Below are 22,789 nucleotides of genomic sequence, written 5' to 3'. Positions count from 1 at the left end.
GCGGGCGTCGGCCGGGCTATGACAAGCGGCAAATCGGTCGGGGAATCGGTTGCCGAAGCGCTGAAGTAAATCGATTGTATTCTACGGGCTTCGAGAAACGATATTCGGCAACGCCCTTGACAAACGCGATTATTTTTCGCTAGAGTAAAATCATGAAACACGGTTTTTCCGTAAAAAACGATATGCGCTCATTTTGTGCAAGCGGCGCCTTGCGCGGGGTATACGCTTATTATTACTATCGTTTTTTCACTTTATGCGGAGAAGTCCTGCCGGCCTGATGCCCGGTACGTGTTTTACTGAAAGCAAGTAAACAGAGGGAACTCTCCGGAGTTCCCTTTTTTGTTTTAAATTATTAAAGTTTTTATAGGAGTGTGCTATGATTATTGTTTTGAAAAAAAATGCGACGGATGCCGAGATGCAGGATTTTATCCGGCAGTGGAAAGAAAAGGGGTACGGCGTACACGTTTCGCGCGGTGAAGAAGCGACGATTCTCGGTTTGCTCGGCGATACGACAAAGCTCGATACGGAAAGCGTCATCGCCGATCCGATCGTCGAAGACGTAAAGCGCGTTACGGCTCCGTATAAAATGGCAAACCGCGCCTTCCATCCCGACAATACGGTAATCGTCGTCGGTACGGGAGGATCTGCGGTACGATTCGGAGGCGATACGGTTCCGGTGATCGCAGGTCCCTGCTCCGTCGAAAGCGAAGAGCAGGTCGTTGCGATTGCAAAAGAAGTCAAAAAGGCGGGCGCAAAACTGCTGAGAGGCGGTGCGTTCAAACCGCGCACGTCTCCCTATGCGTTCCAAGGGCTCGGCGCGCTCGGTCTTGAATTTTTAAAATCGGCAAAAAAGGAAACGGGGCTTCCGATCGTCACCGAATTGATGGACGTGCGCCAGCTGCAGTATTTCGCCGACGTCGACGTCATTCAAATCGGTGCACGCAATATGCAAAATTTCGATTTATTAAAAGAGATGGGCAAAGCGGGGAAACCGATTTTATTAAAACGCGGCATGGCGGCGACGGTCAAAGAACTGCTTATGTCCGCCGAATACATTATGGCGAGCGGCAACGAAAACGTCATACTCTGTGAACGCGGCGTGCGCACTTTCGATTCCTATACGCGTAACTGTCTCGACGTGAGCGCCGTTCCGTATCTGCACAAAGTGAGCCATCTTCCCGTCATTATCGATCCGAGCCATGCGTGCGGCATGAGCTGGATGGTGCCGACGCTTGCAAAGGCGGCGGTCGCGGCGGGTGCGGACGGCCTCATCATCGAAGTGCATAACGATCCGAGCCGCGCGCTGTGTGACGGAGAGCAGAGCCTGCGCCCGGACGAATTCGCTTCGCTGATGAAAACGCTCGCCCGCGTTGCGGAAATCGAAAGACGAAGCGTGTAACGGCACCGTACATAATGCGCACAGTTTATGGGGGAAATTATGAATGCAATGAGTAGTCTTCGGGATGCCGTTTACGGCATCGTCGGACTCGGTATCATGGGCGGTTCCGTCGCAAAAGCGATACGCTCCAACGTGCTCGATATGCCTGATTCTCCGGGAAAAATTTTTGCGTGCGATGCGCTTGGCGCAACGCTCGACGCTGCCGTCCGAGACGGCGTTATCGACAAGGGCTTTGCTCCGAGCGAAGCGGGCGCGATGCTTTCCGAGTGCGATATCGTATATATTTGCCTTTATCCGCACGCGACGCTCGAATTTATTAAAGCGCACCGAGACGATTTTAAAAGCGCTTCGATCGTCACCGACATAAGCGGCGTTAAAACCTTTTTAGCCGACGGTCTTGCAAAATTTTCGAGAGACGACGTCGATTTTATTTTCGGGCATCCGATGGCGGGCGGAGAAAAAGAAGGCTATGTCAATTCGAACGGCGCGTATTTTAAAGGGCGAAATTATATTTTGATGCTGCAGCCTTCTAATAAAGCCGAAAACGTTGCGCTCATAAAAAGCCTTATCGCCGCGATGGGCTTTACGCGCATCGTCGAAACGGACTGCAAAACTCACGATCGAAAAATCGCATTTACGAGTCAGCTCTGCCACGTTATCGCGTCCGCCCTCGTCAAAAGTGCCGAAGACGAAACGATCACCGAATTCGGCGGCGGCAGCTTTGAAGACTTGACGCGCATTGCGATGATCAACGCGCCGCTGTGGACGGAACTGTTTCTCTCAAACAAAGACGAACTCCTTTCGCATATCGATTCATTTGAAAAGCAGCTTGCGCTTATAAAAAAAGCCGTCGCGGAAAGCGATGCCGCCTCGCTCGAAGCCTACCTCGAAGACGTCCGCACGCGGCGCATGAATATGGGAACCTTCGTCGTAAAAACGAGTAAGCGTTCGTATTGACGAGGTGAAGCCCGTTCATTAAAATCGATAATTATGACCGATCTTGAAGTGCTCGACGGCGCGATCCGTCGTGTTCCCGACTTTCCGAAGCCGGGGATTCTTTTCTACGATATCACCGGCATCTTCGTCAATCCGCAGGCGTTTTCGTTTTGTATCGACAGCATGGTAAACATATACCGCGATAAACATATCGATGCGATTGCCGGCGTCGAATCGCGCGGCTTTTTGTTCGCGGCTCCGTTTGCGCTTCGCATGGGTATCCCGCTCGTGCTCGTGCGTAAAAAAGGAAAACTTCCGGGCGATAAATATACGTGCGCGTATTCGCTCGAATACGGACAAGCGGAAATCGAAGCGCATAAATCGGACATCCGAAAGGGAAAGCGCTATCTCATCGTCGACGATTTGATCGCGACGGGCGGAACGCTCCAAGCTTCCCGTAACCTTATCGAACAGGGAGGAGGAATCGTTTCCGATTTTTTCGGCGTCATAGGACTTGCCGATCTGCACTACAAAGAAGCGCTTGAGCCGATACGCGTTACGACGCTCATCGATTATCACGGCGCATGATCGTGCATACGTTTAAGGAAGACCTCTGAGATTTGCAATTTTTGAAAATTATTAATTATTAATTACGGATATTTTATGAATGAATTGCCGTTGCATTACAAGCCGATACTGAATTCGAAAGAGACGGAACACGCGATCGTCCTGATAAAAAATTTTTTCCAAACGGCGCTTTCGACCGAATTGAATTTGACGCGCGTTACGGCGCCGCTTTTCGTACAGAGCGGACTCGGCGTAAACGACGATTTGAACGGCGTCGAACGGCCGGTATCGTTTCCGGTAAAAGATATGGAAAACAAGCGCATGGAAATCGTGCAGTCGCTCGCCAAGTGGAAGCGCTTGAAAGTGACGGAGCTCGGCATGCGATCGGGTTTCGGCATTTACACGGATATGAATGCGATCCGTCCCGACGAAACGCTCGATGCGATTCATTCTCTGTACGTCGATCAGTGGGATTGGGAAATGGCGATCGAGCCTGAAAATCGCACGGTGTTTTACCTGCACGAAATCGTAAAAAAAATTTACCGCTGCCTCAAGCGCGCCGAGTTTTATATTTACGATCACTACGCTTCGATTGCGCCGTCTCTCCCGGAAAATATTACGCTTTTGTATGCCGATGATTTGGAAAAGGAATACCCCGCTCTTACTCCGCACGAGCGGGAAGCGAAGGCTGCAAAAAAATACGGCGCGGTGTTTATAACCGGCATCGGCGGAAAAATGCCGAGCGGTTCCGTTCACGACGGGCGCGCGCCCGATTACGACGATTGGATTACCGAAACGGGCGACGGACACCGCGGCTTGAACGGCGATATCATCGTATGGAACGGCGTGCTGAAAGCGCCGCTCGAACTTTCGTCCATGGGCATCCGCGTTTCTCCCGAATCGCTGAAAGCGCAGCTCAAAGAGCGGGGCTGTACCGACCGCGAAAAATTCGAGTTCCACAAAAAATTATTAAAAGGCGAACTGCTGCAAACGCTCGGAGGCGGTATCGGGCAGTCTCGCTTGTGTATGTTTTTGCTCAAAAAAGCGCACATCGGCGAAACGCAGGTGAGCATTTGGCCGAAAAAAATGATTAAAGACTGCGCCGACTTGGGCATCGCGCTTTTGTAGCGCGGACATCCGCATAAAAGCGGCTCTGCGGTGGAAACGATTTTTTTTATCGCCGATGAAGCTTCCCGTCTCGACGAGCTTTTGCGAAAAAAACTGCCGCCGTATTTCGGTACTGAAGCATCCGTAAGCAATTCCAAAATACGGCGCCTCATCATCGCAGGCGCGGTATTTTCGAACGGTGCGCAGCGCCGCATCCCCGCGTATATGATAAAAAAGGGATGCCGCATCGCCGTAAAAATCGATCGGGAAAAATTTTTTTACGAAAAGCAAAACGACGACATATCTTTTGAACTTTCCGAAAAATCGATTTTATACGAAGACGATTTTTTAATAATCGTCGATAAACCCGCTTTCTTTCTTACCGAACCGACGATTGCGGGAAAGCGGGACAATATGCACGACGCCGTCATATCGTGGCTGTGGAAAAAAAATCCTTCGCTTCGAAACAAGCCGTATGCGGGTATCATGCACCGCCTCGACAGGACGACGAGCGGGGTTTTGCTTTTTACAAAACAGCGTTCGGTAAACGCGCGCATACACGAACTGTTCGAAAACGGCGGCGTGCGAAAAATATACCGCGCCCTCGCCGCAAAACCTTTTGCGCCGCCCGAAGCGTACTTCAGCGTCGAAAGCAGAATCGGCAAGCTCGGCGGAAGCGGCATGTGGGGTGAAGTAACGGACGGGCGAGGGCGCTTTGCGCGTACGGATTTTACGGTGCTCGGCGAATGCACGAGGGACGGAAAAAAATTGTTAAGAATTGAAGCGAAGCCCCTTACGGGACGCACGCATCAAATCCGCATTCACCTCGCCTCTCGCGGTATGCCGATTTTCGGCGACGAACGCTACGGCGGAGAAAGAGCGGAACGGCTTTTTCTGCACGCGTATTCGCTTTCGTTTGTGCATCCGGTAAGCGGCGATATGCTTACGGTGTGTGCAAAGCTGCCGGAAGGGTTTTAATTGGAGGTCGATATGAAAAAACTTGTATGCGTGTGGAATCTGACAGCGGAACAAAAGCGCGCGCTTGAAACGGAGGCGCACGATCGATATGAAGTAGCGTACTGCGCGGCGAATGACGCGACAAAGGAACTCATACAAAGCGCCGAAATCATCTTCGGAAATGCGGATCCTGTTTTATTAAAAAATGCTTCGAATCTCAAATGGATGCAGCTCAATTCCGCAGGCGCCGATGCGTACATCGCTCCCGGCGTTTTTCCCGTCGGCGCGAAACTTACCAATGCGAGCGGCGCATACGGACAAGCCGTCGCGGAGCACATGTTCGCCGTCATGCTCATGCTTATGAAAAAGCTGCACCTGTACCGCGATGCGCAAAATAAATCCGTATGGACCGATATGGGAGATGTGACGACGCCTGAAGGCGCGTGCGTTTTGATTGTCGGAACGGGCGATATAGGAACGTATTTTGCCCATCTCGTTAAAGGCGTCGGCGCTTACACGATCGGCATAAAACGAAAGGCCGCCTCCGCGCTTGATTTTTTCGATGAAGTGGCTGCGATCGACAAACTTGACGAAATGCTGGAGCGTGCCGATGTCGTTGCGTCCGTTTTGCCGTCGAATGCGTCGACCGAGGGAATGTGGAACGAAGCGCGATTTTCCCGTATGAAAAGGACTGCATTTTTTTTGAATGCCGGACGAGGCAGCGCCGTAAATTCTGACGACCTCTATGCGGCGCTTACGGAAAAACTGATCGCCGGTGCGGCAATCGACGTTACCGTTCCCGAACCGCTTCCCGCCGATTCGAAGCTTTGGAAAACGCCGAATTTGATTTTGACACCGCACGTTGCAGGCGGGTATCATTTGCCGGAAACTTTTCGGCGCATCTTTGCGATCGCGCTCGATAATTTGAAACGCTTTACAAACGGACAAGCGCTTGTCAATGAAGTCGATTTTACGACCGGCTGTCGAAAATAAAATGCATTGCTCAAAACACATAAACGTGCGATAATGCGTTCATCATTCGAAAATGCGAGGCGATTATGATACGGTTACGCGGTGCATTTACGGCGATGATTACGCCGATGAAGGAAGACGGTTCGATCGATTATGACGGATATCGAAAGCTGCTCCGTTTTCAAATGGAAGAGGGCATCGACGGACTCGTGCCGCTCGGTACGACGGGCGAAACGCCGACGCTCGATGAAGACGAAGAACAGCGTATCATCGACGTCGTAATGGAAGAAGTGCGTGCGTTCGAAAAAGCGAAGAGCGTCAAAGTGCCTGTCGTCCTCGGCGCGGGCAGCAACAATACGAGAGATGCCGTCCGTTACACGGAGCGCGCAAAAAAAGCGGGCGCGGATGCCGCTCTCGTCGTAACTCCTTATTACAATAAACCTTCGTCCGAAGGCATATTTCGGCACTTTGAAGCGGTTTCTCGCGTAGGCATTCCGATCCTCGTGTACAATATCGCCGGCCGCACCGGAAAAAACATCGATACGCCGACGCTTTCGCGCATCGCGGATTTGCCGAATATCGCGGGCGTAAAAGAAGCGAGCGGCAGCATTTCGCAGATGACGGACGTTATCGCGACGATTAAATCGAAGCATCCCGACTTTGCCGTACTGAGCGGGGATGACGCGATGACGCTTCCGCTTTTGGCGTCGGGCGGCGACGGCGTCGTATCGGTCGTTTCGAATGCGGCGCCTGCTCTCGTTTCGGAAATGGTAAGAGCGGCTCTTTCCGGCGATTATGAAGCGGCGCGGAAAATTCATTATCGCCTGCTGCCGTTTTTCAAAGCGGCTTTTATCGACGGAAATCCCACGTCGATAAAATATGCGATGCGCGTCAAAGGTTTGCCTTCGGGGAGCGTGCGTTTGCCGCTCGTCGACGTGCACGACGAGGCGAAAAAGATTATCGAAGAAGCGCTTTCGGCGTGCGGATTATAACGCACGGATTGTAAGGCGTGCGTTGCGCTCCGCCGAATTTACATTTGACGAATAAAATTATTAAGGAAATTGTTATGGAAAAGATACCGGTAGGCGTGCTCGGTGCGACGGGCATGGTCGGTCAGCGCTATATCGCGCTGCTTGAAAATCATCCGTGGTTTGAAGTGAGCTATGTTGCGGCAAGTCCGCGCTCCGCGGGCAAATCGTACGAAGAAGCGGTCGCAAACCGCTGGCTCATCGGAGCGGATATCCCTTCGGGCGTTGCAAAGCTTACCGTCGAGGATGCGAACGACGCACCGCGTGCGCTCGGCAAATGCGCCTTTGTGTTCAGCGCGCTTGAAATGAGCAAAGACGAAATCAAAGCGCTCGAAGCGCGCTATGCGGCGGAGGGTATACCCGTCGTTTCAAACGCGAGTGCAAACCGCTGGACGAGCGATGTACCCATGCTCGTACCGGAAATCAACTGGGCGCACCTCGACGTGATCGCGTTTCAAAAACGGCACTACGGCTGGGACAAGGGCTTTATCGTCGTAAAGCCGAACTGTTCGCTGCAAACTTATATGATGCCGATCCACGCCCTCATCCGGGCGGGCTATCCGATCAAGTGCATGATCGTAACGACGCTGCAGGCGACCAGCGGGGCGGGGTACCCCGGCGTGCCGTCCTTCGACATGATCGACAATATCGTGCCGTTTATCGGAGGCGAAGAAGAAAAAACCGAGCGCGAATGTTTGAAGATACTCGGTTCGGTCAAAGACGGCGAAATCGTCAATGCGGCGGGCCCTGCCGTATCGTCGACGTGTACGCGCGTTCCCGTCGTCGACGGACACACCGCCTGCGTAAACCTCGACTTCGATTTACCGCAGGAGAAAAAACCTTCGATCGAAGAGATCGCGCGCGTGTGGAAGAGCTATCGCTCGCTTCCGCAGGAATTGCAGCTGCCGTCCGCGCCCGTTCATCCGATCGTGCTTCGCTCCGAAGAAAACCGCCCGCAGCCGAGGCGCGACCGCGAAACCGAAGGCGGCATGGCCTGCGTTATCGGACGGCTCCGACCGTGCAACGTGTTCGACGTAAAATTCGTTTCGCTGAGTCACAATACGAAACGCGGTGCCGCGCTCGGCGGTATTTTGAACGCGGAACTCTTGAAGGCTAAAGGCTTTTTCGACGCGCTGTAAGGGGGGACGCTGAAGCGGACGAGGGTTTCGGAAGCGGTATACGCGAGCTTCGTGCAAGTGTATACGAGCGCTTCGCAGGGCGGTATACGAGAGATCCGAGTCGCGGCATACGAAAAGCGCGTATCGCCGTATACGAAAAGTTCGTAAGGCGCTATACGAGCGGTACGGAATATACGATCGGATCGAGACTGTGCACGAATAAAATATCCGCTCGAAAGGGCTTGCCTTTGAGCGGACAGCCGGATGCGATTGCTTTGAGATTATCTTTTGGCGGTGCAGCTAAGTTTACAGACGATTTCGCGGAGCTCTTTCAATACGGTTGCGCTTCCCGTGTACTTTGTGCGCACGATGACGGTCGTTTTGCCTTCGGGAAGCGATGAGGGAACGCGGGCGATGAGCTGACCGGGCTTATTGACCGAAAGGCGGCGGGAGGTTTTGTGCTCCGCACCGTCGGCTCCTTTGAAAAACACACCCTGAGCGGCATCGCTTTCATCGACTTTGATTTTTTCTCCTTCGATGATGAGGTCGTCTCCGATCGTGATTGTGCCGTCCGACAATCCCGTCGCCGTGTCGGTGACTGACGTGATGCGGAACGAATCGTCTTTTAAGCCGAGTACTTTTATGGTGATATCGTCGAGGACGGCTTTGAAGTCGTGCGTCGGAATGAGGTCTACGGTACGCTTATGTACGGCCGCGTTATAGGGCGAGTTTTCGGTTTTCCACACGCCCGTAACGCGCGGGGCGATCTGCACGATGCCGTCGATAAAGCTCATGCCGTCCTGAATGAAGTTTTTTACCGCTTCGTCGCGGAGGTTCAAAATATTGATGATGGTTTCGCGCCGGAACTCGCTTCTTTCTTTTGTGATGACGTCGGCGATGTCTTCGTTCCGTTTCGCTCCTCCGCGGAAACGGACGTCCGCGATGCAGTCGCGCTCGGTATCTTTTGAAAGCGTGTTCGGACGAAGGTAGACTTCCCATACGAACTTTTTCTTTGACATGGTGTTCTCCTCATAAGGGGGAGCCCTTAGACCCCGTCTTGCAGGGGCAGGACGACACCCCCGTTCAGGGCAGGGGTTTCTTCCTGCCCCTACGACCCCATCCTTCTTCCTCGCACTGCTTAGGGCTCCGCCTTAAGAACCCGAAGAATAAAGAGCGGGAGGCGCTTATGGAAGCTTCGGGCGGGGTGTCCGCCGGAAGACGCGGGTAAACCGTAAGAAGAGCGGCGCGTGTAACCGGGCGGTTTACCTTTTGAGTGTCTTTATACCTTCTTATGTAATTGATAATTTGTACTGTGTAACGGATTTATCAATTACACAGTACGGAAAATTATCCGTTGAAACGCCGGCCGCTTTCGGCAGTCCGCTAGGCTTTGATGCCCCGTTTTGCAAGCTCTTCTTTGAGCCAATGTAATTGACTGCCTATGCCGCCTATTTTGTGCAGGGGCGTTTTATATTTTTTAAGGGCGGGGATGAGGTAGTGAAAATACTTTTCCCCTGCGAGTATGGTGAACTCGTCTTTTTCCATGTCCGTCTTTTCCTTTAACGAAGCAAGGACTTTTTGCGCCCATTTTTTTCTTTCGGCGGCAGGTTGTGTCTTAAAATTACCCTCATGATAAGAGATTTCCCTTGACAGTTCGAGCAGATGATATTTATCCGAGAGGATGAATATCATATCGGGTTTTAGGACGTGTTTAGCATAGGCAAGCTCTTTTTTATATAAGCTGCCTATGTATAAATCTTCAGCCCTGTGTTTGCCCGGCTCTTTTTCTTTGGAACACGAAATCAATACGACCTTTTTCATTTTTCTTCCTTCCCTTAGGGAACTTCCCGTATTTGGCTTGCTTTTATGCCGCTGCGGCTGTTGAGCAACAAGTTCTTTATGTTGCCGCCCGCCTTTACCGTAAATACGGCATCCGCTTTACAGTTTCCGAACGCCGAGCTGTCGATAAAGGTAAGCTGGGTACACTGTGTAAAATCGAAAGCGTCGACCTTATTGCAGTTGGAAAAAGTACTGCTGCCGATAGTCTTGAGGTTTGCAGGCATGACTACCGTGCCTGCTATTTCCGTACAGCCGTAAAAGGCATTGTAGTTCAGCGTTTCGAGGCTTGCAGGTAAGGTCAAACTTGTCAATCCCGTACAACTATCGAAAGCATAGCTGCCGATAGTTGTAAGCGAGGCGGGAAAGTTCACTTGCGTTAAGCTCGTACAACCCGAAAACGCACTGCCGGCTATCTCAGTAAGCGTTGGCGGAAAGGTAACCTGCGTTACGTTCGGCGCACGGCACAAGAGCTTTGTTTTATTGAAATCGTAGATGATATTGTCTTCAGAAGACAAGTGCGGACTTGCCGCATCCACCGTAAGCGTTGTAAGATTTGTACAGCTTGAAAAAGCGCTGGCTGCAATCGTTTTAAGGCTTTTAAGCAAAGTTACCGCCGTTATCTTCGTACAGTTTCCGAACGCCGAGCTGTCGATAAAGGTAAGCTGGGTACACTGTGTAAAATCGAAAGCGTCGACCTTATTGCAGTTGGAAAAAGTACTGCTGCCGATAGTCTTGAGGTTTGCAGGCATGACTACCGTGCCTGCTATTTCCGTACAGCCGTAAAAGGCATTGTAGTTCAGCGTTTCGAGGCTTGCAGGTAAGGTCAAACTTGTCAATCCCGTACAACTATCGAAAGCATAGCTGCCGATAGTTGTAAGCGAGGCGGGAAAGTTTACTTGCGTTAAGCTCGTACAACCCGAAAACGCACTGCCGGCTATCTCAGTAACGCCTGCGGGTATGACGAGGGCGCCCGAAGGCGTTTCGTTATACCCTTTAAGCACGCCGCCTTCGATACGCAAGTTCGGATCGGGACCGCTCGGTATGTTCGGCTTATTTTCGATACTTTGCGGGCAGCCCGTAAGCAGCAGTGCCGCTGTCAACAGTGCGGCCGTGATGAGCGCCGCCGCTCCTCTGCACGTAAAAGCTTTTGCCTTCGTGTCTTTACGTTTTGTCATAGATGACTCCCATAAAAACTTTTGCAGGAAATATCAATTTCCGAAAAAGTTTTTAGCCGTGCGCGTATGCGCACACGTTCAATAGTCGAGTTTGCAAAATAAAGCGTATCGTATTCATGCGATTTTTATCGAAACGACACGTATACACGTCTTCTGCAAACATCCAAGCAAACTCGAAATAAAAAGTGTCGGCGATATTTCAGACGACATTTTTTATCGTACCTCCTTTTGGATGAGAAAATAAAAAACGCACGGAGACTTTGTCCCGTGCGTGCGGTATGCGGTGAGAAAATGCTGTATGCGGAGAGCGTATTATGTAAGCGTTTCGGGGACGGGCGGGTAGGGTTTACGCTGCGAACGAACGAACGAACGAACGAACGAACGAACGAACGAACGAACGAACGAACGAACGATGATGCACAATTCGGCGGCTTTGTCAAGTACCGGATCGTAGTTTTGCGTTACAGGTATATACGTTGTGCCGGCGTCGGCGTTCATGGCTCCCTCTCGTCCTAGGCAATCGGATTGATCAGGTTGTCCGCTATAGGTATTATAATCCGTTTTCGCGCATATTGCAACGCGGCGGTATAATGAGCTTTTTCGTTTGTCGCATATTTATCCGGTAGCAGACAAAAAAGACCTGATTTTATCTTTCTCCTTTGCTTTATACATGGCTAATGCAAAGGCAATCATTAGGATATACGCAAGCGTCAGTCTGAACGTCATTTTCTTCTGACCACGGATAGTGTGCCTTTCAAAGCCGAACATAGTATCCAGACGGCTGTTTACGCGTTCCAAAGCACTCCTCATAGCATACATCTTTTTCCATTTGAGGCTGTCACGAGGTACCGCTGTGAAAATTCTCCTGTCCGTTGCAAGAGGAATCCTGATTTCCTTCGGAATAGAACAGCTCTTGCTGTCCCCACAGGTTATCCCGTAATATTTTGCAGGACAGCCGTATTTAATTGCTTTCCTGCCCTTTTCATATCCGCGGCACACCATCTTTTTTTCCTTTCCATCATGCCCGCAGGAACAGAACACCTTTCCGTCGAATGTATGTGTTATACGCATATCCGCCTCAAGCGCTCGTGTCGTTTCCGGCGGAGTTTGCCAGCAGTTCCGTATATCAATTACCGCAGCTATTTCATGTTTCTCAAACTTCTTAATCAAGGAGCTGTCATCATACCCCCTGTCACCCGTAAAATACTCGCATCTCGTAAGGATTTCAGGCGTATCTTGCCCGATTGTATCAATCATTTCGTGGGCTTTTACTATTTCGCTTTCTGATGCCTTCGTAAGTTCAAACCATACCGGCAGTTCATACTGCGTGTCGGCAATCAGATGAAGGTTTAAAAGCCGCCGCTAAATAAGCGCGGCATCTTTTAACTTCGAGTTTTCTTCGAAAACTCGTTTATCAACAGTGCACAAAAAGCGCACGAAAACGGCATTCTCGGAAATTGAAATTTCCTCGCATGTCGTTTTTTAAGGAACGGTATAGCCGAACCATGTTTTTACGATTGCTTTCAGTTTATTGTAGTGGCTGTGATTTCCCCAGTTGGCATCGCTGTCGCCCCTGCGGTCATTACTTCCATCCTTTGTGTATTTGTCTGATTTTCCTTTTGCAAAGCTTCGAATCGCTTTTCCGTCTATTCCAAGATATTTTCCGAAATCCGGCAACACCGCGTAGCATTCTTCCCTCAGATGTATAAACACTTCTTTCAGCAAATCTATATGTTTCAAGATATTCTCTATGAAGCGGCTGTAAACTCCCGCTTTCGGTATGCACCCTTCTCCTTTGAGTACTGCAAAGCCGCAGATGTCGCACAGGGCAGGGTTCCGCTTTAGTTCACGACGCAGGCTTTCTATCGTTTCATGTTCGAAAACAATTCCTGCAATAATTGAATTCCAGACTGCCCTCACCGGATAATCATCCCGTCCATGTCCGCGTGCTGCTTCCAGGACTTTCATAAACGGTTCATCTTTTAGTACCGGCAACAGGATTTCCAGCCGACGCAATCCGTCAAAATTTCCGTACTGTTCCCACCCGAACAATGGTTTTTGTGCTATAATTGCCATAGTGTTTTTTGGGGGCGTTTTTCTCAGCTATTTGATTCTTTCGGGAAAAACGCCCTCCTTTTCCCCCTTTCATTGCTGTTTATTAGAATTTTATCACAGCTTTTCATTTTCTTGTGGGAGAAAATTTTTTTTCTACTACTCGTATTTCTTTATCTTATATGGATTTATTTACATACGAAATAGCTCATTCCGTATCGCGTCGCAAGACAGAAGTCCGCATTTGCTGTATACTGAAACGATATGGCATACGTAAAAAATCTTTTCGACAGCAATTTTATTCAATACGCGAGCTACGTTATCCGAGATCGTGCTATCCCCGAACTCGTCGACGGACTGAAACCGGTACAGCGGAGAATCCTCCACACGCTTCTCGAAGCGGACGACGGCAAATTTCACAAAGTCGCAAACGTCGTCGGTCAGTGCATGAAATATCACCCGCACGGGGATGCGTCCATTTATTCGGCGCTCGTCGTTCTTGCCAATAAGGATTTGCTCGTCGACCGGCAGGGAAACTTCGGAAACCTCTACACAGGAGACTCTGCTTCCGCGGCGCGTTATATCGAATGCCGTCTGCGTCCCATTGCACGCGATATCCTCTACAATCCGAAAATCACCGATTACGTTCCGAGCTACGACGGGCGCAATAAAGAGCCCGTTATGTTCCGTGCAAAGCTGCCTCTCGTGCTGATTTTGGGCGCGGAAGGGATCGCCGTCGGCATGAGTACGAAAATCCTTCCTCACAATATCCGCGAAGTCATCGAAGCCGAAAAAAAATGTCTGCGCGGCGAAAAGTTTACGCTCTATCCCGACTTTCAAACGGGCGGTCTCATCGACGTATCGGACTATCAGGACGGCTTGGGGAAAATCGTTACAAGAGCGAAGATGGATTTAAGCGACGAAAAAAAGATTACGATTACCGAACTGCCCTTCGGTTCGACTACCGAGTCGCTCATGGACTCGATCGAAAAAGCGGCAAAGAACAATAAAGTGCGCATCGCGTCGATCAACGATTACACGGCGGAAACCGTCAATATCGAAATAAAGCTTCCGCGCGGCGTGTATGCCGCCGATGTCGTCGATGCGCTTTACGCGTATACCGAATGCGAACAGACGATATACTGCAACCTGCTCGTCATCCGCGACAATATGCCGGTACAGATTACCGTAACCGACGTTATTAAATTTCACGCAAAGCAGCTCATCGGCGTGCTGAAAGACGAACTCACCGTCGAGCGTGCCGAACAATTCGAAAAGCTGCATTTGCGGACGCTTGAGCGCATCTTTATCGAAGAACGCATCTATAAAAATATCGAACAGATGAAAACGCAGGAAACGGTCGTCGCTGCGGTAAAAAAAGGTTTTGTGCCGTTTAAAAAAGAGCTCCTGCGTCCCATAACCGACGACGATGTCGATCACTTGCTGAAGATTCCGATCCGCCGTATTTCGCTTTACGATATCAACAAAAACCGCCAGGAAGTGGAAGCCGCAAAAAATCGCATCAAAGAAATCGACAAGCTTTTAAAGCACCTTGCCGCCTATGCGATCACGTGGCTCGACGGTTTACTTGCAAAGCTCGATGCGGAAAAGACGCAGCGTCTCACGACGATCGCGGACATCGAAAAAGTCGACGTCAAAGAAATCGTCAAGCGCGACATTCCGCTCAAATACGACGGTACGTCGGGCTATCTCGGAACGGGCGTTTCGGGCGGTGTCGAAGTGCTTAAAATTACGCCCTACGACAGGGTGCTCTTTGTCAGGCGGAGCGGCATATTCAGCGTAACCGATTCTCCGCAAAAAGTTTTCGTCGGGCCGGGCATGTTTTGGTGCGGGCTTGCGGACAAAGAAAGTCTTTCGAAAGTGCTCTTTACGGTCATCTACCGCGACCCCGAAACGAAATACGTTTTTGTTAAACGATGCCGCGTCGAAGGTTATATCATGAACCGCGACTATTTTTTTGCGCCCGACGGCAAAGAAGTGCTCCACGTCGATACGCGGAAAAATTTTACGTTTACGCTGCATTACGTGAAAAAAGCGCGGTTAAAAAAACTCGACGAAAGTTTTAAAGCGTCCGCATTCCCCGAAAAGGGATTGAAAGCGCAGGGTACGAGAGCAGCTCCGAAAGAAGTCGAATCTGTCGACGTCGAGCCTCCGAAAGAAGCTTAAGCGGAGAAAAGTTTTTTGGATGCGCTTACAGGCTATGCGGTTTTTGAAACGCTCGTAAAGCATTCGCGCTTTATTGCAGAGCTTTTGCCCTGCGCGTCGCAGAGCGAAGCGCGGGAATTGTTAAAATCGCAAAAAGCGAAGTATTCCGATGCTTCTCACGTCGTCCACGCTTTTGTCACGGGTCCTTCGGCCGAAATACGCGGCATGAGCGACGACGGAGAGCCTTCGGGGACGGCTGCGCGTCCGGTGCTCGACGTGCTGTGCGGAAGGAAGTGTACGAATGCGCTTTTGACCGTTACGCGTTATTTCGGCGGAACGCTCCTCGGTACGGGCGGTCTTGTTAAAGTGTACGGAGACGCCGCAAAGGCGGTTATTGAAGAAGCGGAAAGGCTTGGTGCCTTTTCGGAGCTTATCGAAAAAACGCGTTTTTCTTTTACCGCTTCGTATGCCGCCTATGAAAAGCTTCGGCACATTATGAAAGAATTTCGTCTTTTCGATATTGCAGAACGCTTCGAATCGGCGGTAAGCGTAAGCGGAGAAATCGAAAGCGGGGAATTGCAAAAATTTTCCGATGCGCTCCGCGATGCGAGCGGAGGCACGGTTTTGCTGCACGGGTGAATACGTGTGCGCTTTTGCGCATTAATGCGGTATTTTCGACAATTTCTTTGATTTTGTGTATTTTCCCGATAGTGTTTTTTTGCATTGCGGTTTTTCGATTATGGGGTTATTATAGTAAGCAGGGTAATTCCCAGACCAAACAACAGGATGGTGCAGTATGAAACAAGAGGTAGTAAGTACAGCGATTACAGGCGATATACACGAAGTTGTAAACAGTCTGTGTCGAGCGCTGCAAGCTCCGTTTTCGGCATACAGCGCGGTGATTTTTTTTGCGAGCTCGATCTATGATTTTTCCGCTCTCTCCGCCGAGATAAAGGCGCGTTTTCCCGATGCTGAGGTTATCGGGACGACGACGTGCGGTGAGATATCCATGAAAGGATTTACGAATCATTCTATCGTGCTGACTGCCGTCAGCGGTCCCGAAATACGTTTTTCAGGGGTATTGCTCGACGCCGTAAATAAATTTCCGATTATCCACAAAAAGAAAATTTTGTCCGCGATGAACAGATGCGGCATCGACGCGAACGATCCCGCTTGTCATATGCACGCTTTTGCGCTCGCTTTTGTAAACGGCATCTGTCAGGCGGAAGAAGCGCTGCTTTCCGTATTTTACGCAGTCGTGCCGAACGATAAATTCATCATCGCAGGCGGCGGGGCGGGCGACGATCTGCAATTTAAAAAAACCTATGTGAGTTATAACGGAGACGTCATTTCGGACGGCGCGGTTATTTTATTTTTTCATACGTCGCTCAAATTCGATATCAGAAAGGAAAATATCTACAAGCCGAACGGAAAGCAGGTAACCGTTACGCAGGCGGATGTCGCCTGCCGTCTGATACGGACGATGAATTATTCTTCACCGAGAAAAGAATATGCGGAGGCGGTCGGCTGTCCCGAAAGCGGCGTCGGCGACATGACCTTCGATCATCCGTTGGGAAGACGGATCGGCGATGAAATTTTTATTACCGCATTCGATAAATTCAATCCCGACGGTACGGTAAATATGCAGGGGCGAATTCTTCCCGGAAGCATTATCGATATCCTCGAGCCGGATGATTATGCCGAAATTACACGAAATACGTGCGATGAAATCATCCGTGCGATACCGCATCCGCAGTTTGTCATGTTTATCAATTGCGCTTTCCGCGCGCTGCTCTTTGCCAGAGATAAATCGGGACCCGTTATGACGAGCATATACAATGCGAAATTTCCCGTGTACTGCGGTTTTTCGAGTTACGGCGAATTGTTTCGAAAAGTGTACTTGAATCAGACATTGGTTTCAATCGTTATCGGTGAATAAGTACAGGGAGGTTTTTATGGCTACACAGGATATAACGGTAGATGCGGTATTGGACGGCGGTCTTGAGCTTTTGCGGATTTTGATGGACTATTGTAACGATACGACAAAAGACGACGCGGTAAAACGGGAAAATCTCGCGGTCATAGAAAACGAACGTGTTTTGCAGCAAAAGCAGGAAGAAACGCTTTTAAACCTTTCGGATATAAGCGATTCTATCGGCAAAAGCGCCGACGTTATGATCGGTGCGAATCAAGAGACGGTCGAAAACCTTGAGCAGACGCTCGAGCAGTTCAGCGATATTTCGATGCAGGTACAAAAGATTGCAGAAAGCGGCCGCACCTTTTTTAATCAATTTTCCCAGCTGAACACTGAAATAGTTTCCATAGAAAAATTTATCGTTGCCATTCAAAGCATCGCCATGAATACGCAGCTGCTCGCGTTCAACGCTTCGATCGAAGCCGCTCACGCGGGGCAAGCGGGTAAAGGCTTTCGCGTCATTGCGAATGAAATAAAAAAGCTTTCGAGCAGCACGGACGATATGTCGCGAAAGATCAGCGAAACCATCAATCGCCTCCGTTCCGATATCGATCGTTTGGTTTCCCTGAACGAAGAAAATACAAATAAACTCGTGACACTGCAGCAGTCGGCAAAAGGTTCGCTGAAAACTATCGAAGACATAAAAGAGGGAAACAGCGAAACGTTTCAATCGATGTCGACACTTGTCGGGCGCTTAAAAGAGAGCGGCGATTCCATTTCGGAAACGATTGCCAATATCAACGAAGTAGACCGCTTGAACCGGCAAAAAGAAAAAGCGATCAGCGATGATCAGATACAAGGCTTAATACAGATGAACGACCGTATTTCGTTTATCATTCAGCTGCAGCAAATATTCCTGTACCTCAAAGAAAAGCTTGCGGGTGCGGACAACCGCATTGCCGTCGATTCCTTTGCAAGTTGAGCGGAAAGCGCATCAGTCGTAGAATACGTCGGTAAAGTACCCTGCGGCCGAAGGCGCTTCGTTTCCGTCGTGCAAGTGATTCGTGTCGCCGAAAGTTTGCACGCGGAAAAATGCGGTGCCGGGAACGCGCTCTTCGGATGCGAGGGCGGTCACCGATGTCGGCGCGACGTAAAAGCCCTGCCACAGCTGCATGGGCGATATTTTTACGAGATGACCGATGATCGCGAACATGACGCCCAAGTGGCAAAAAAAGACGAGCGTTCGGTCGTCGTAGGATCGTTTAACGGGCGCGATCGAATCGTTGAATACGCCTTTTTGACAGTGCGTGCCGTCAGTCCGGTAGATGCCGCCTTCACGCACGAAGCCGTAGCGCGCGAGGATGCCGTCAAAGCCGGTGCACACTTCTGCAAAGTGCTGTGCGATATCGCCCGATTCCATGACGGGCGCGTGCATCCACTCGTCGACGTCGAGGAGCGCTTTGTTTGCGGGATCGGTATAAAAAGAGGGGAGCCAGTCCCACGCGATTTTGCTTTTGCCCGTCTCGGGGTCGCGCACTTTATAATGAAATTCTTTGAGCCAATCGCATATTTCGGCTTTGCGCCCGGTATCCTGCATCGCGATTCGAGCCGTCTCTTCGGCGCGTCCCATGGGCGAAGCGAAAAAATCGGTGACGCGCCATTTTGCGACGCGTCTTGCAAGCAGGGCGGCTTCGCGCTTTCCCTTTTCGGTAAGTATGTCCAAATCGTAATTCGGGTCGCCGTGCCGGATAAATAACAGGCGCATCCGTTATGCTCCGAGCCGCTTTACGAGGTAAGGAATAGCGCTTTCGAAATCGACGCCGTACCAATTGTAGTCTTTGTGCGAAACGGTCGCTTTGATCGATTCGACGACGAAGTCCGCCGCGAGTGCATAGGATTGTTCGAGCGAAAGACCGCGCATGAGAGCGCCGACGCAGACGCTTGCGAAGATGTCGCCGGTGCCGTGAAAGCTCGTCGCGCATTTTTCATGAAAGTAATTCGTGTAATCTCCGCTTGCCGAATCGTAGGACATGATGCCGATCTTTCCGGGTTCGGAAGCGAACTCGATGCCCTTTAAAACGATGCGCTTTGCGCCGAGGGCGGCGAGTTTTTTGAGCATATCTTTGATGTATGCCTCATCGTATGAACCTGCAGCTTTATACGGAACGCCGAGCATAAACGACGCTTCGGTCATATTCGGCGCGATGACGTCGGCGAGGCCTGCGAGCTTTGCCATCGCGAATGCGAACTCCTGCGTAAAGCCCGGATAAAGTTTTCCGTTGTCGGCCATACACGGATCGACGAAGACGAGCACGTCTTTTCCGCCGAAGTCGGCGAACATTTTTTTCATCAAATCGAGCTGTTCGAAAGAGCCGAGGTAACCGGTATAGATCGCGTCAAACGAAATCTTTTCACGTTTCCAATGATCGCATATCGGCGTGATGTCTTCCGTGAGATCGCGGAACGTAAAACCTTTGAATGCGGTGTGCGTCGAAAGCACTGCCGTCGGCAAAATGGCGGCTTCGACTCCCATCGCGGAAATGACGGGAAGCGCTACGGTGAGCGAGCACTTTCCCACGCATGAAATGTCCTGTACGGTGACGATTCGTTTCATAATATTTTCCATCCTTGTTTACATATCGATCGGATGGCAAGGTTTGAAAAACGGTACTTTCAAAAATTGCTATCCGACTGTTTCGTATGATCCTAGTGATATTGCATTTTGCTGTCAACGGCGCACTTCCCATTATCCGCCGTTTCCATTATAACTATCGGTATGCGTTCAAATACTAGGGTCGATATCCTCGACTCGACGCTGCGCGACGGCGTGCAGGGCGAGGGTATCAGTCTTTCGGTACAGGATAAAATTCACATCGTGCGTGCGCTCGACGAACTCGGTGTCGCGTATATCGAAGCGGGGAACCCCGGCTCGAATCCGAAAGACATGGAATTCTTTCAGGAAATAAAAAAAACGCCGCTTGCAAATGCGAAACTCTGCGCTTTCGGCGCGACGCGCAGAAAAGATATTTCGTGCGCGGAAGATGTAAACGTACAAAGCCTTTTGGCGGCGGAGACGGAAGACGTCGTCATATTCGGAAAGTCGTGGACATTCCACGTCGTCGATATTATTAAAACGACGCTCGAAGAAAACCTTTCGATGATCCGCGATACGTGCGCATTTTTAACGAAAAACAACCGCCGTGTCATCTACGACGCCGAACATTTTTTTACCGGCTACCGGCACGATAGAGACTATGCGCTGAAAACGCTCGCCGCGGCAATCGAAGGGGGTGCCGGCGTGCTCACGCTTTGCGAAACGACGGGCGGCTGCCTCATCGACGAATGTAAAAAAGCGGTTGCCGATGTGTGCGCGCATTTCGGACGTGAAGCCCTTGTCGGCATCCACACGCACGACGATTCGGGGCTTGCCGTTGCGAACTCGCTCGTTGCGGTTGAAGCGGGAGCCCGTCACGTACAGGGAACGCTTCTCGGCTTCGGAGAGCGTACGGGAAACGCAAACCTTGCGACCATCATCGCCGACTTGCAGTTGAAGATGGGCTATACCTGCCTTCCGGATGAAAAACTGAAATCGCTTACACCGATCGCGCGGCGAGTAGCCGAAATCGCGAATATCGCCCTGAATCCGCAGCTGCCCTATGTCGGCGCGAATGCGTTTGCGCACAAAGCGGGGATGCACATCGATGCGGTTATTAAAAATCCCGATGCGTACGAACACATCGCCCCCGAAAGCGTCGGAAACTCCCGCGTGTTCCTCATGAGCGAAGTTGCCGGGCGCAGCATGATCATCGAAAAGATTAAAAAATTCGATCCGGCGATTCAAAAAGACGATCCGGTCGTTTTGGAAATTATTAAAAAAATGAAAGAGCTCGAATTCGAAGGCTATCAGTTTGAAGGAGCCGACGGAAGTTTCGAACTGCTCGTGCGCAAAACGATCGGAAAATACCAGCCGTTTTTTACGCTGCATTATTATCAGACGAGCGGTATCAATCCGAGGCCCGAAAAGGGAGTCAACGCATGTGCGCAGATTAAAGTTGAAGTCGACGGACAGATCGCGGTGAGTGCGGGCGAAGGCGACGGTCCCGTCAACGCGCTCGATATCGCGCTCCGCCGCGCGCTCGAAAAATTTTATCCCGCAGTAAAAAAGATCCGGCTCACCGATTTTAAAGTCCGCGTCATCGACGGAAAGTCCGCGACCGCAGCGCGCGTGAGAGTCCTCATCGAAAGCACCGACGGGGTCGATTCGTGGACGACGGTCGGCGTTTCGGCGGATATCATGGAAGCCTCTTGGCTCGCCCTCGTCGATTCGTTCGAATATAAATTGATAAAAGATATCGAAAAACATTTTCGAAAAATGATATGAGCGCGCATGTCGGATTTTAATAATTAATAAAATTCGATTGTATGTGCGCTAAGTGAGGTTGATATGAAAAAAACGATTGCGCTTATTCCCGGCGACGGAATCGGACCGGACGTCGTAGCGGAAGCGGTGCGCGTGCTTGATGCCGTCGCAAAAAAATACGGACACGAGTTTGTATATAAACACGTCGTTGCGGGAGGGGCTGCGATCGACAGCCGGCAAAACCCGCTTCCGAAAGACCAGCTCGATATCTGTCTCGCATCCGATGCGGTGCTGCTCGGAGCCGTCGGCGGGCCGAAGTGGGACAACGTCGCGCCTGAAATGCGCCCCGAAAAAGCGCTCCTCGGTTTACGGGGCGGCATGAAAGTGTATGCGAACCTCCGTCCCGCCGTCATGTTCAAACAGCTCAAAGAAGCCTGTCCGCTTAAAGACTCCGGCGACGGTATCGACATCCTCATCGTGCGCGAATTGACGGGCGGCATCTATTTCGGCGAGCGGGGTACGTCGGAGGACGGAAAGAGCGCGTGGGATACGGAAAGGTATTCGTGGCATGAAATAGAGCGCATCGTGCGGCTCGGCTTTGAAGCGGCGCAAAAGCGGCGAAAAGTGCTCACGGTCGTCGATAAAGCGAATATTCTCAACACGAGCCGACTGTGGCGCAAAGTCACGGAAAGCGTCAAAGGCGATTATCCCGACGTTTCGCTCGGCTATATGTATATCGACAACGCGGCGATGCAGCTCGTGCGAAACCCGAAGCAGTTCGACGTCATCGCGACGAGCAATATGTTCGGCGATATTTTAAGCGACGAAGCGAGCCAAATCACGGGTTCCATCGGCATGCTCGCATCCGCGTCTCTCGGCGACGGAAGCGGGCCGGGACTCTACGAACCGATTCACGGATCGGCACCCGACATTGCGGGTAAAGATGCGGCGAATCCGCTTGCGACGATTTTATCCGCAGCGATGCTTTTGCGCTACAGCTTTCACGCGGAAACCGAAGCGCGCGCGATCGAGACGGCCGTCGAAAGCGTGCTCGACGAGGGTTGGCGCACCGGAGACATTGCGGGAGATATTGCGGCGGTAAAGGCTGCGGGAAAACTTGCCGGTACGAAAAAGATGGGCGAGCTCGTAGCCCGGCGCATCGCAGGATAGAGGACGGGGCTTACGGCGATTTGGCGCC

Annotated in this window: 21 protein-coding genes and 1 pseudogene; 14 read left to right on the top strand and 8 right to left on the bottom strand. The window is 50.9% G+C overall.

Annotated elements, in window-relative coordinates:
- Positions 1-376: 376 nt before the first annotated feature.
- The 8 genes from aroF to asd all read left to right on the top strand — a co-directional run bounded on the left by aroF (position 377) and on the right by asd (position 8,105).
- Entirely contained in the window at positions 377-1,399 is a 1,023-nt protein-coding gene (gene aroF, locus HRI97_RS08830) for a 3-deoxy-7-phosphoheptulonate synthase (protein WP_253725101.1), read from the top strand.
- A gap of 39 nt (positions 1,400-1,438) precedes the next feature.
- Positions 1,439-2,356: a prephenate dehydrogenase gene (locus tag HRI97_RS08825; protein WP_253725100.1), complete on the top strand. Its 918-nt coding sequence runs from the start codon at positions 1,439-1,441 to the stop codon at positions 2,354-2,356.
- Between the two features lie 33 nt (positions 2,357-2,389).
- On the top strand, positions 2,390-2,923 hold the full coding sequence (locus tag HRI97_RS08820; protein ID WP_180485459.1) for an adenine phosphoribosyltransferase: 534 nt from the start codon (positions 2,390-2,392) through the stop codon (positions 2,921-2,923).
- A 75-nt stretch (positions 2,924-2,998) separates the two neighbouring features.
- Positions 2,999-4,030, top strand: a complete 1,032-nt coding sequence (asnA, locus tag HRI97_RS08815; protein WP_253725099.1) for an aspartate--ammonia ligase — start codon at positions 2,999-3,001, stop codon at positions 4,028-4,030.
- 30 nt (positions 4,031-4,060) lie between these two features.
- On the top strand, positions 4,061-4,987 hold the full coding sequence (locus tag HRI97_RS08810; protein WP_253725098.1) for an RluA family pseudouridine synthase: 927 nt from the start codon (positions 4,061-4,063) through the stop codon (positions 4,985-4,987).
- Between the two features lie 12 nt (positions 4,988-4,999).
- Positions 5,000-5,959: a D-2-hydroxyacid dehydrogenase gene (locus HRI97_RS08805; protein ID WP_253725097.1), complete on the top strand. Its 960-nt coding sequence runs from the start codon at positions 5,000-5,002 to the stop codon at positions 5,957-5,959.
- Positions 5,960-6,024: 65 nt separating this feature from the next.
- A complete protein-coding gene (dapA, locus tag HRI97_RS08800) occupies positions 6,025-6,930 on the top strand; it encodes a 4-hydroxy-tetrahydrodipicolinate synthase (RefSeq protein WP_253725096.1) in 906 nt (301 codons plus the stop codon).
- Positions 6,931-7,004: 74 nt separating this feature from the next.
- Complete coding sequence (gene asd / locus HRI97_RS08795; RefSeq protein ID WP_253725095.1) at positions 7,005-8,105, top strand: aspartate-semialdehyde dehydrogenase; 1,101 nt, start codon at positions 7,005-7,007, stop codon at positions 8,103-8,105.
- Positions 8,106-8,365: 260 nt separating this feature from the next.
- Here asd and HRI97_RS08790 read toward each other — a convergent pair whose 3' ends face one another.
- The 6 genes and pseudogenes from HRI97_RS08790 to HRI97_RS08765 form a co-directional block, all read right to left on the bottom strand.
- Entirely contained in the window at positions 8,366-9,103 is a 738-nt protein-coding gene (locus HRI97_RS08790; protein WP_253725094.1) for a DUF4469 domain-containing protein, read from the bottom strand.
- Between the two features lie 364 nt (positions 9,104-9,467).
- Positions 9,468-9,905, bottom strand: coding sequence for a DUF6884 domain-containing protein (locus tag HRI97_RS08785; protein WP_253725093.1), 438 nt, complete (start codon positions 9,903-9,905; stop codon positions 9,468-9,470).
- 14 nt (positions 9,906-9,919) lie between these two features.
- Positions 9,920-11,098, bottom strand: coding sequence for a leucine-rich repeat domain-containing protein (locus tag HRI97_RS08780; protein ID WP_253725092.1), 1,179 nt, complete (start codon positions 11,096-11,098; stop codon positions 9,920-9,922).
- Positions 11,099-11,410: 312 nt separating this feature from the next.
- Positions 11,411-11,596 carry a hypothetical protein gene (locus HRI97_RS08775; protein WP_253725091.1) on the bottom strand — a complete coding sequence of 62 codons (186 nt, stop codon included), beginning with the start codon at positions 11,594-11,596 and terminating at the stop codon, positions 11,411-11,413.
- A gap of 117 nt (positions 11,597-11,713) precedes the next feature.
- Positions 11,714-12,442 (bottom strand): annotated as a pseudogene (locus HRI97_RS08770) (transposase); the annotation flags it as partial.
- A gap of 138 nt (positions 12,443-12,580) precedes the next feature.
- Positions 12,581-13,174 (bottom strand): transposase, encoded by a 594-nt coding sequence (locus HRI97_RS08765; RefSeq protein ID WP_253725090.1) that lies wholly within the window; start codon positions 13,172-13,174, stop codon positions 12,581-12,583.
- Positions 13,175-13,414: 240 nt separating this feature from the next.
- Here HRI97_RS08765 and HRI97_RS08760 point away from each other — a divergent pair, with 240 nt between their 5' ends.
- From HRI97_RS08760 to HRI97_RS08745, 4 genes are all read left to right on the top strand, one after another.
- Positions 13,415-15,337 (top strand): DNA topoisomerase IV subunit A, encoded by a 1,923-nt coding sequence (locus HRI97_RS08760; RefSeq protein WP_180485488.1) that lies wholly within the window; start codon positions 13,415-13,417, stop codon positions 15,335-15,337.
- A gap of 15 nt (positions 15,338-15,352) precedes the next feature.
- A complete protein-coding gene (locus tag HRI97_RS08755) occupies positions 15,353-15,955 on the top strand; it encodes an IMPACT family protein (protein ID WP_253725089.1) in 603 nt (200 codons plus the stop codon).
- A 157-nt stretch (positions 15,956-16,112) separates the two neighbouring features.
- The gene (locus HRI97_RS08750) at positions 16,113-17,255 is read left to right on the top strand and encodes an FIST signal transduction protein (protein WP_253725088.1); all 1,143 of its coding nucleotides are present in this window, start codon (positions 16,113-16,115) and stop codon (positions 17,253-17,255) included.
- 16 nt (positions 17,256-17,271) lie between these two features.
- A complete protein-coding gene (locus tag HRI97_RS08745; RefSeq protein WP_253725087.1) occupies positions 17,272-18,213 on the top strand; it encodes a methyl-accepting chemotaxis protein in 942 nt (313 codons plus the stop codon).
- A 12-nt stretch (positions 18,214-18,225) separates the two neighbouring features.
- Here HRI97_RS08745 and HRI97_RS08740 read toward each other — a convergent pair whose 3' ends face one another.
- Both HRI97_RS08740 and HRI97_RS08735 read right to left on the bottom strand, forming a co-directional pair.
- Complete coding sequence (locus HRI97_RS08740; protein WP_253725086.1) at positions 18,226-18,996, bottom strand: histidine phosphatase family protein; 771 nt, start codon at positions 18,994-18,996, stop codon at positions 18,226-18,228.
- A 3-nt stretch (positions 18,997-18,999) separates the two neighbouring features.
- Positions 19,000-19,845 (bottom strand): pyridoxamine kinase, encoded by an 846-nt coding sequence (locus tag HRI97_RS08735; protein ID WP_180485494.1) that lies wholly within the window; start codon positions 19,843-19,845, stop codon positions 19,000-19,002.
- Positions 19,846-20,007: 162 nt separating this feature from the next.
- Between HRI97_RS08735 and cimA the strand changes: the two genes are divergently transcribed.
- Both cimA and leuB read left to right on the top strand, forming a co-directional pair.
- Entirely contained in the window at positions 20,008-21,612 is a 1,605-nt protein-coding gene (cimA, locus tag HRI97_RS08730; protein ID WP_253725085.1) for a citramalate synthase, read from the top strand.
- Positions 21,613-21,675: 63 nt separating this feature from the next.
- Complete coding sequence (gene leuB, locus HRI97_RS08725) at positions 21,676-22,761, top strand: 3-isopropylmalate dehydrogenase (protein ID WP_253725084.1); 1,086 nt, start codon at positions 21,676-21,678, stop codon at positions 22,759-22,761.
- The last annotated feature ends 28 nt before the right edge of the window (positions 22,762-22,789 follow it).

Origin of the sequence: Treponema socranskii subsp. buccale (assembly GCF_024181585.1) — a bacterium.
Lineage (GTDB): Bacteria > Spirochaetota > Spirochaetia > Treponematales > Treponemataceae > Treponema_D > Treponema_D buccale.
The sequence above is the reverse complement of the archived record's forward strand: the minus strand, read 5'-3'. Positions and strand labels throughout refer to the sequence as shown.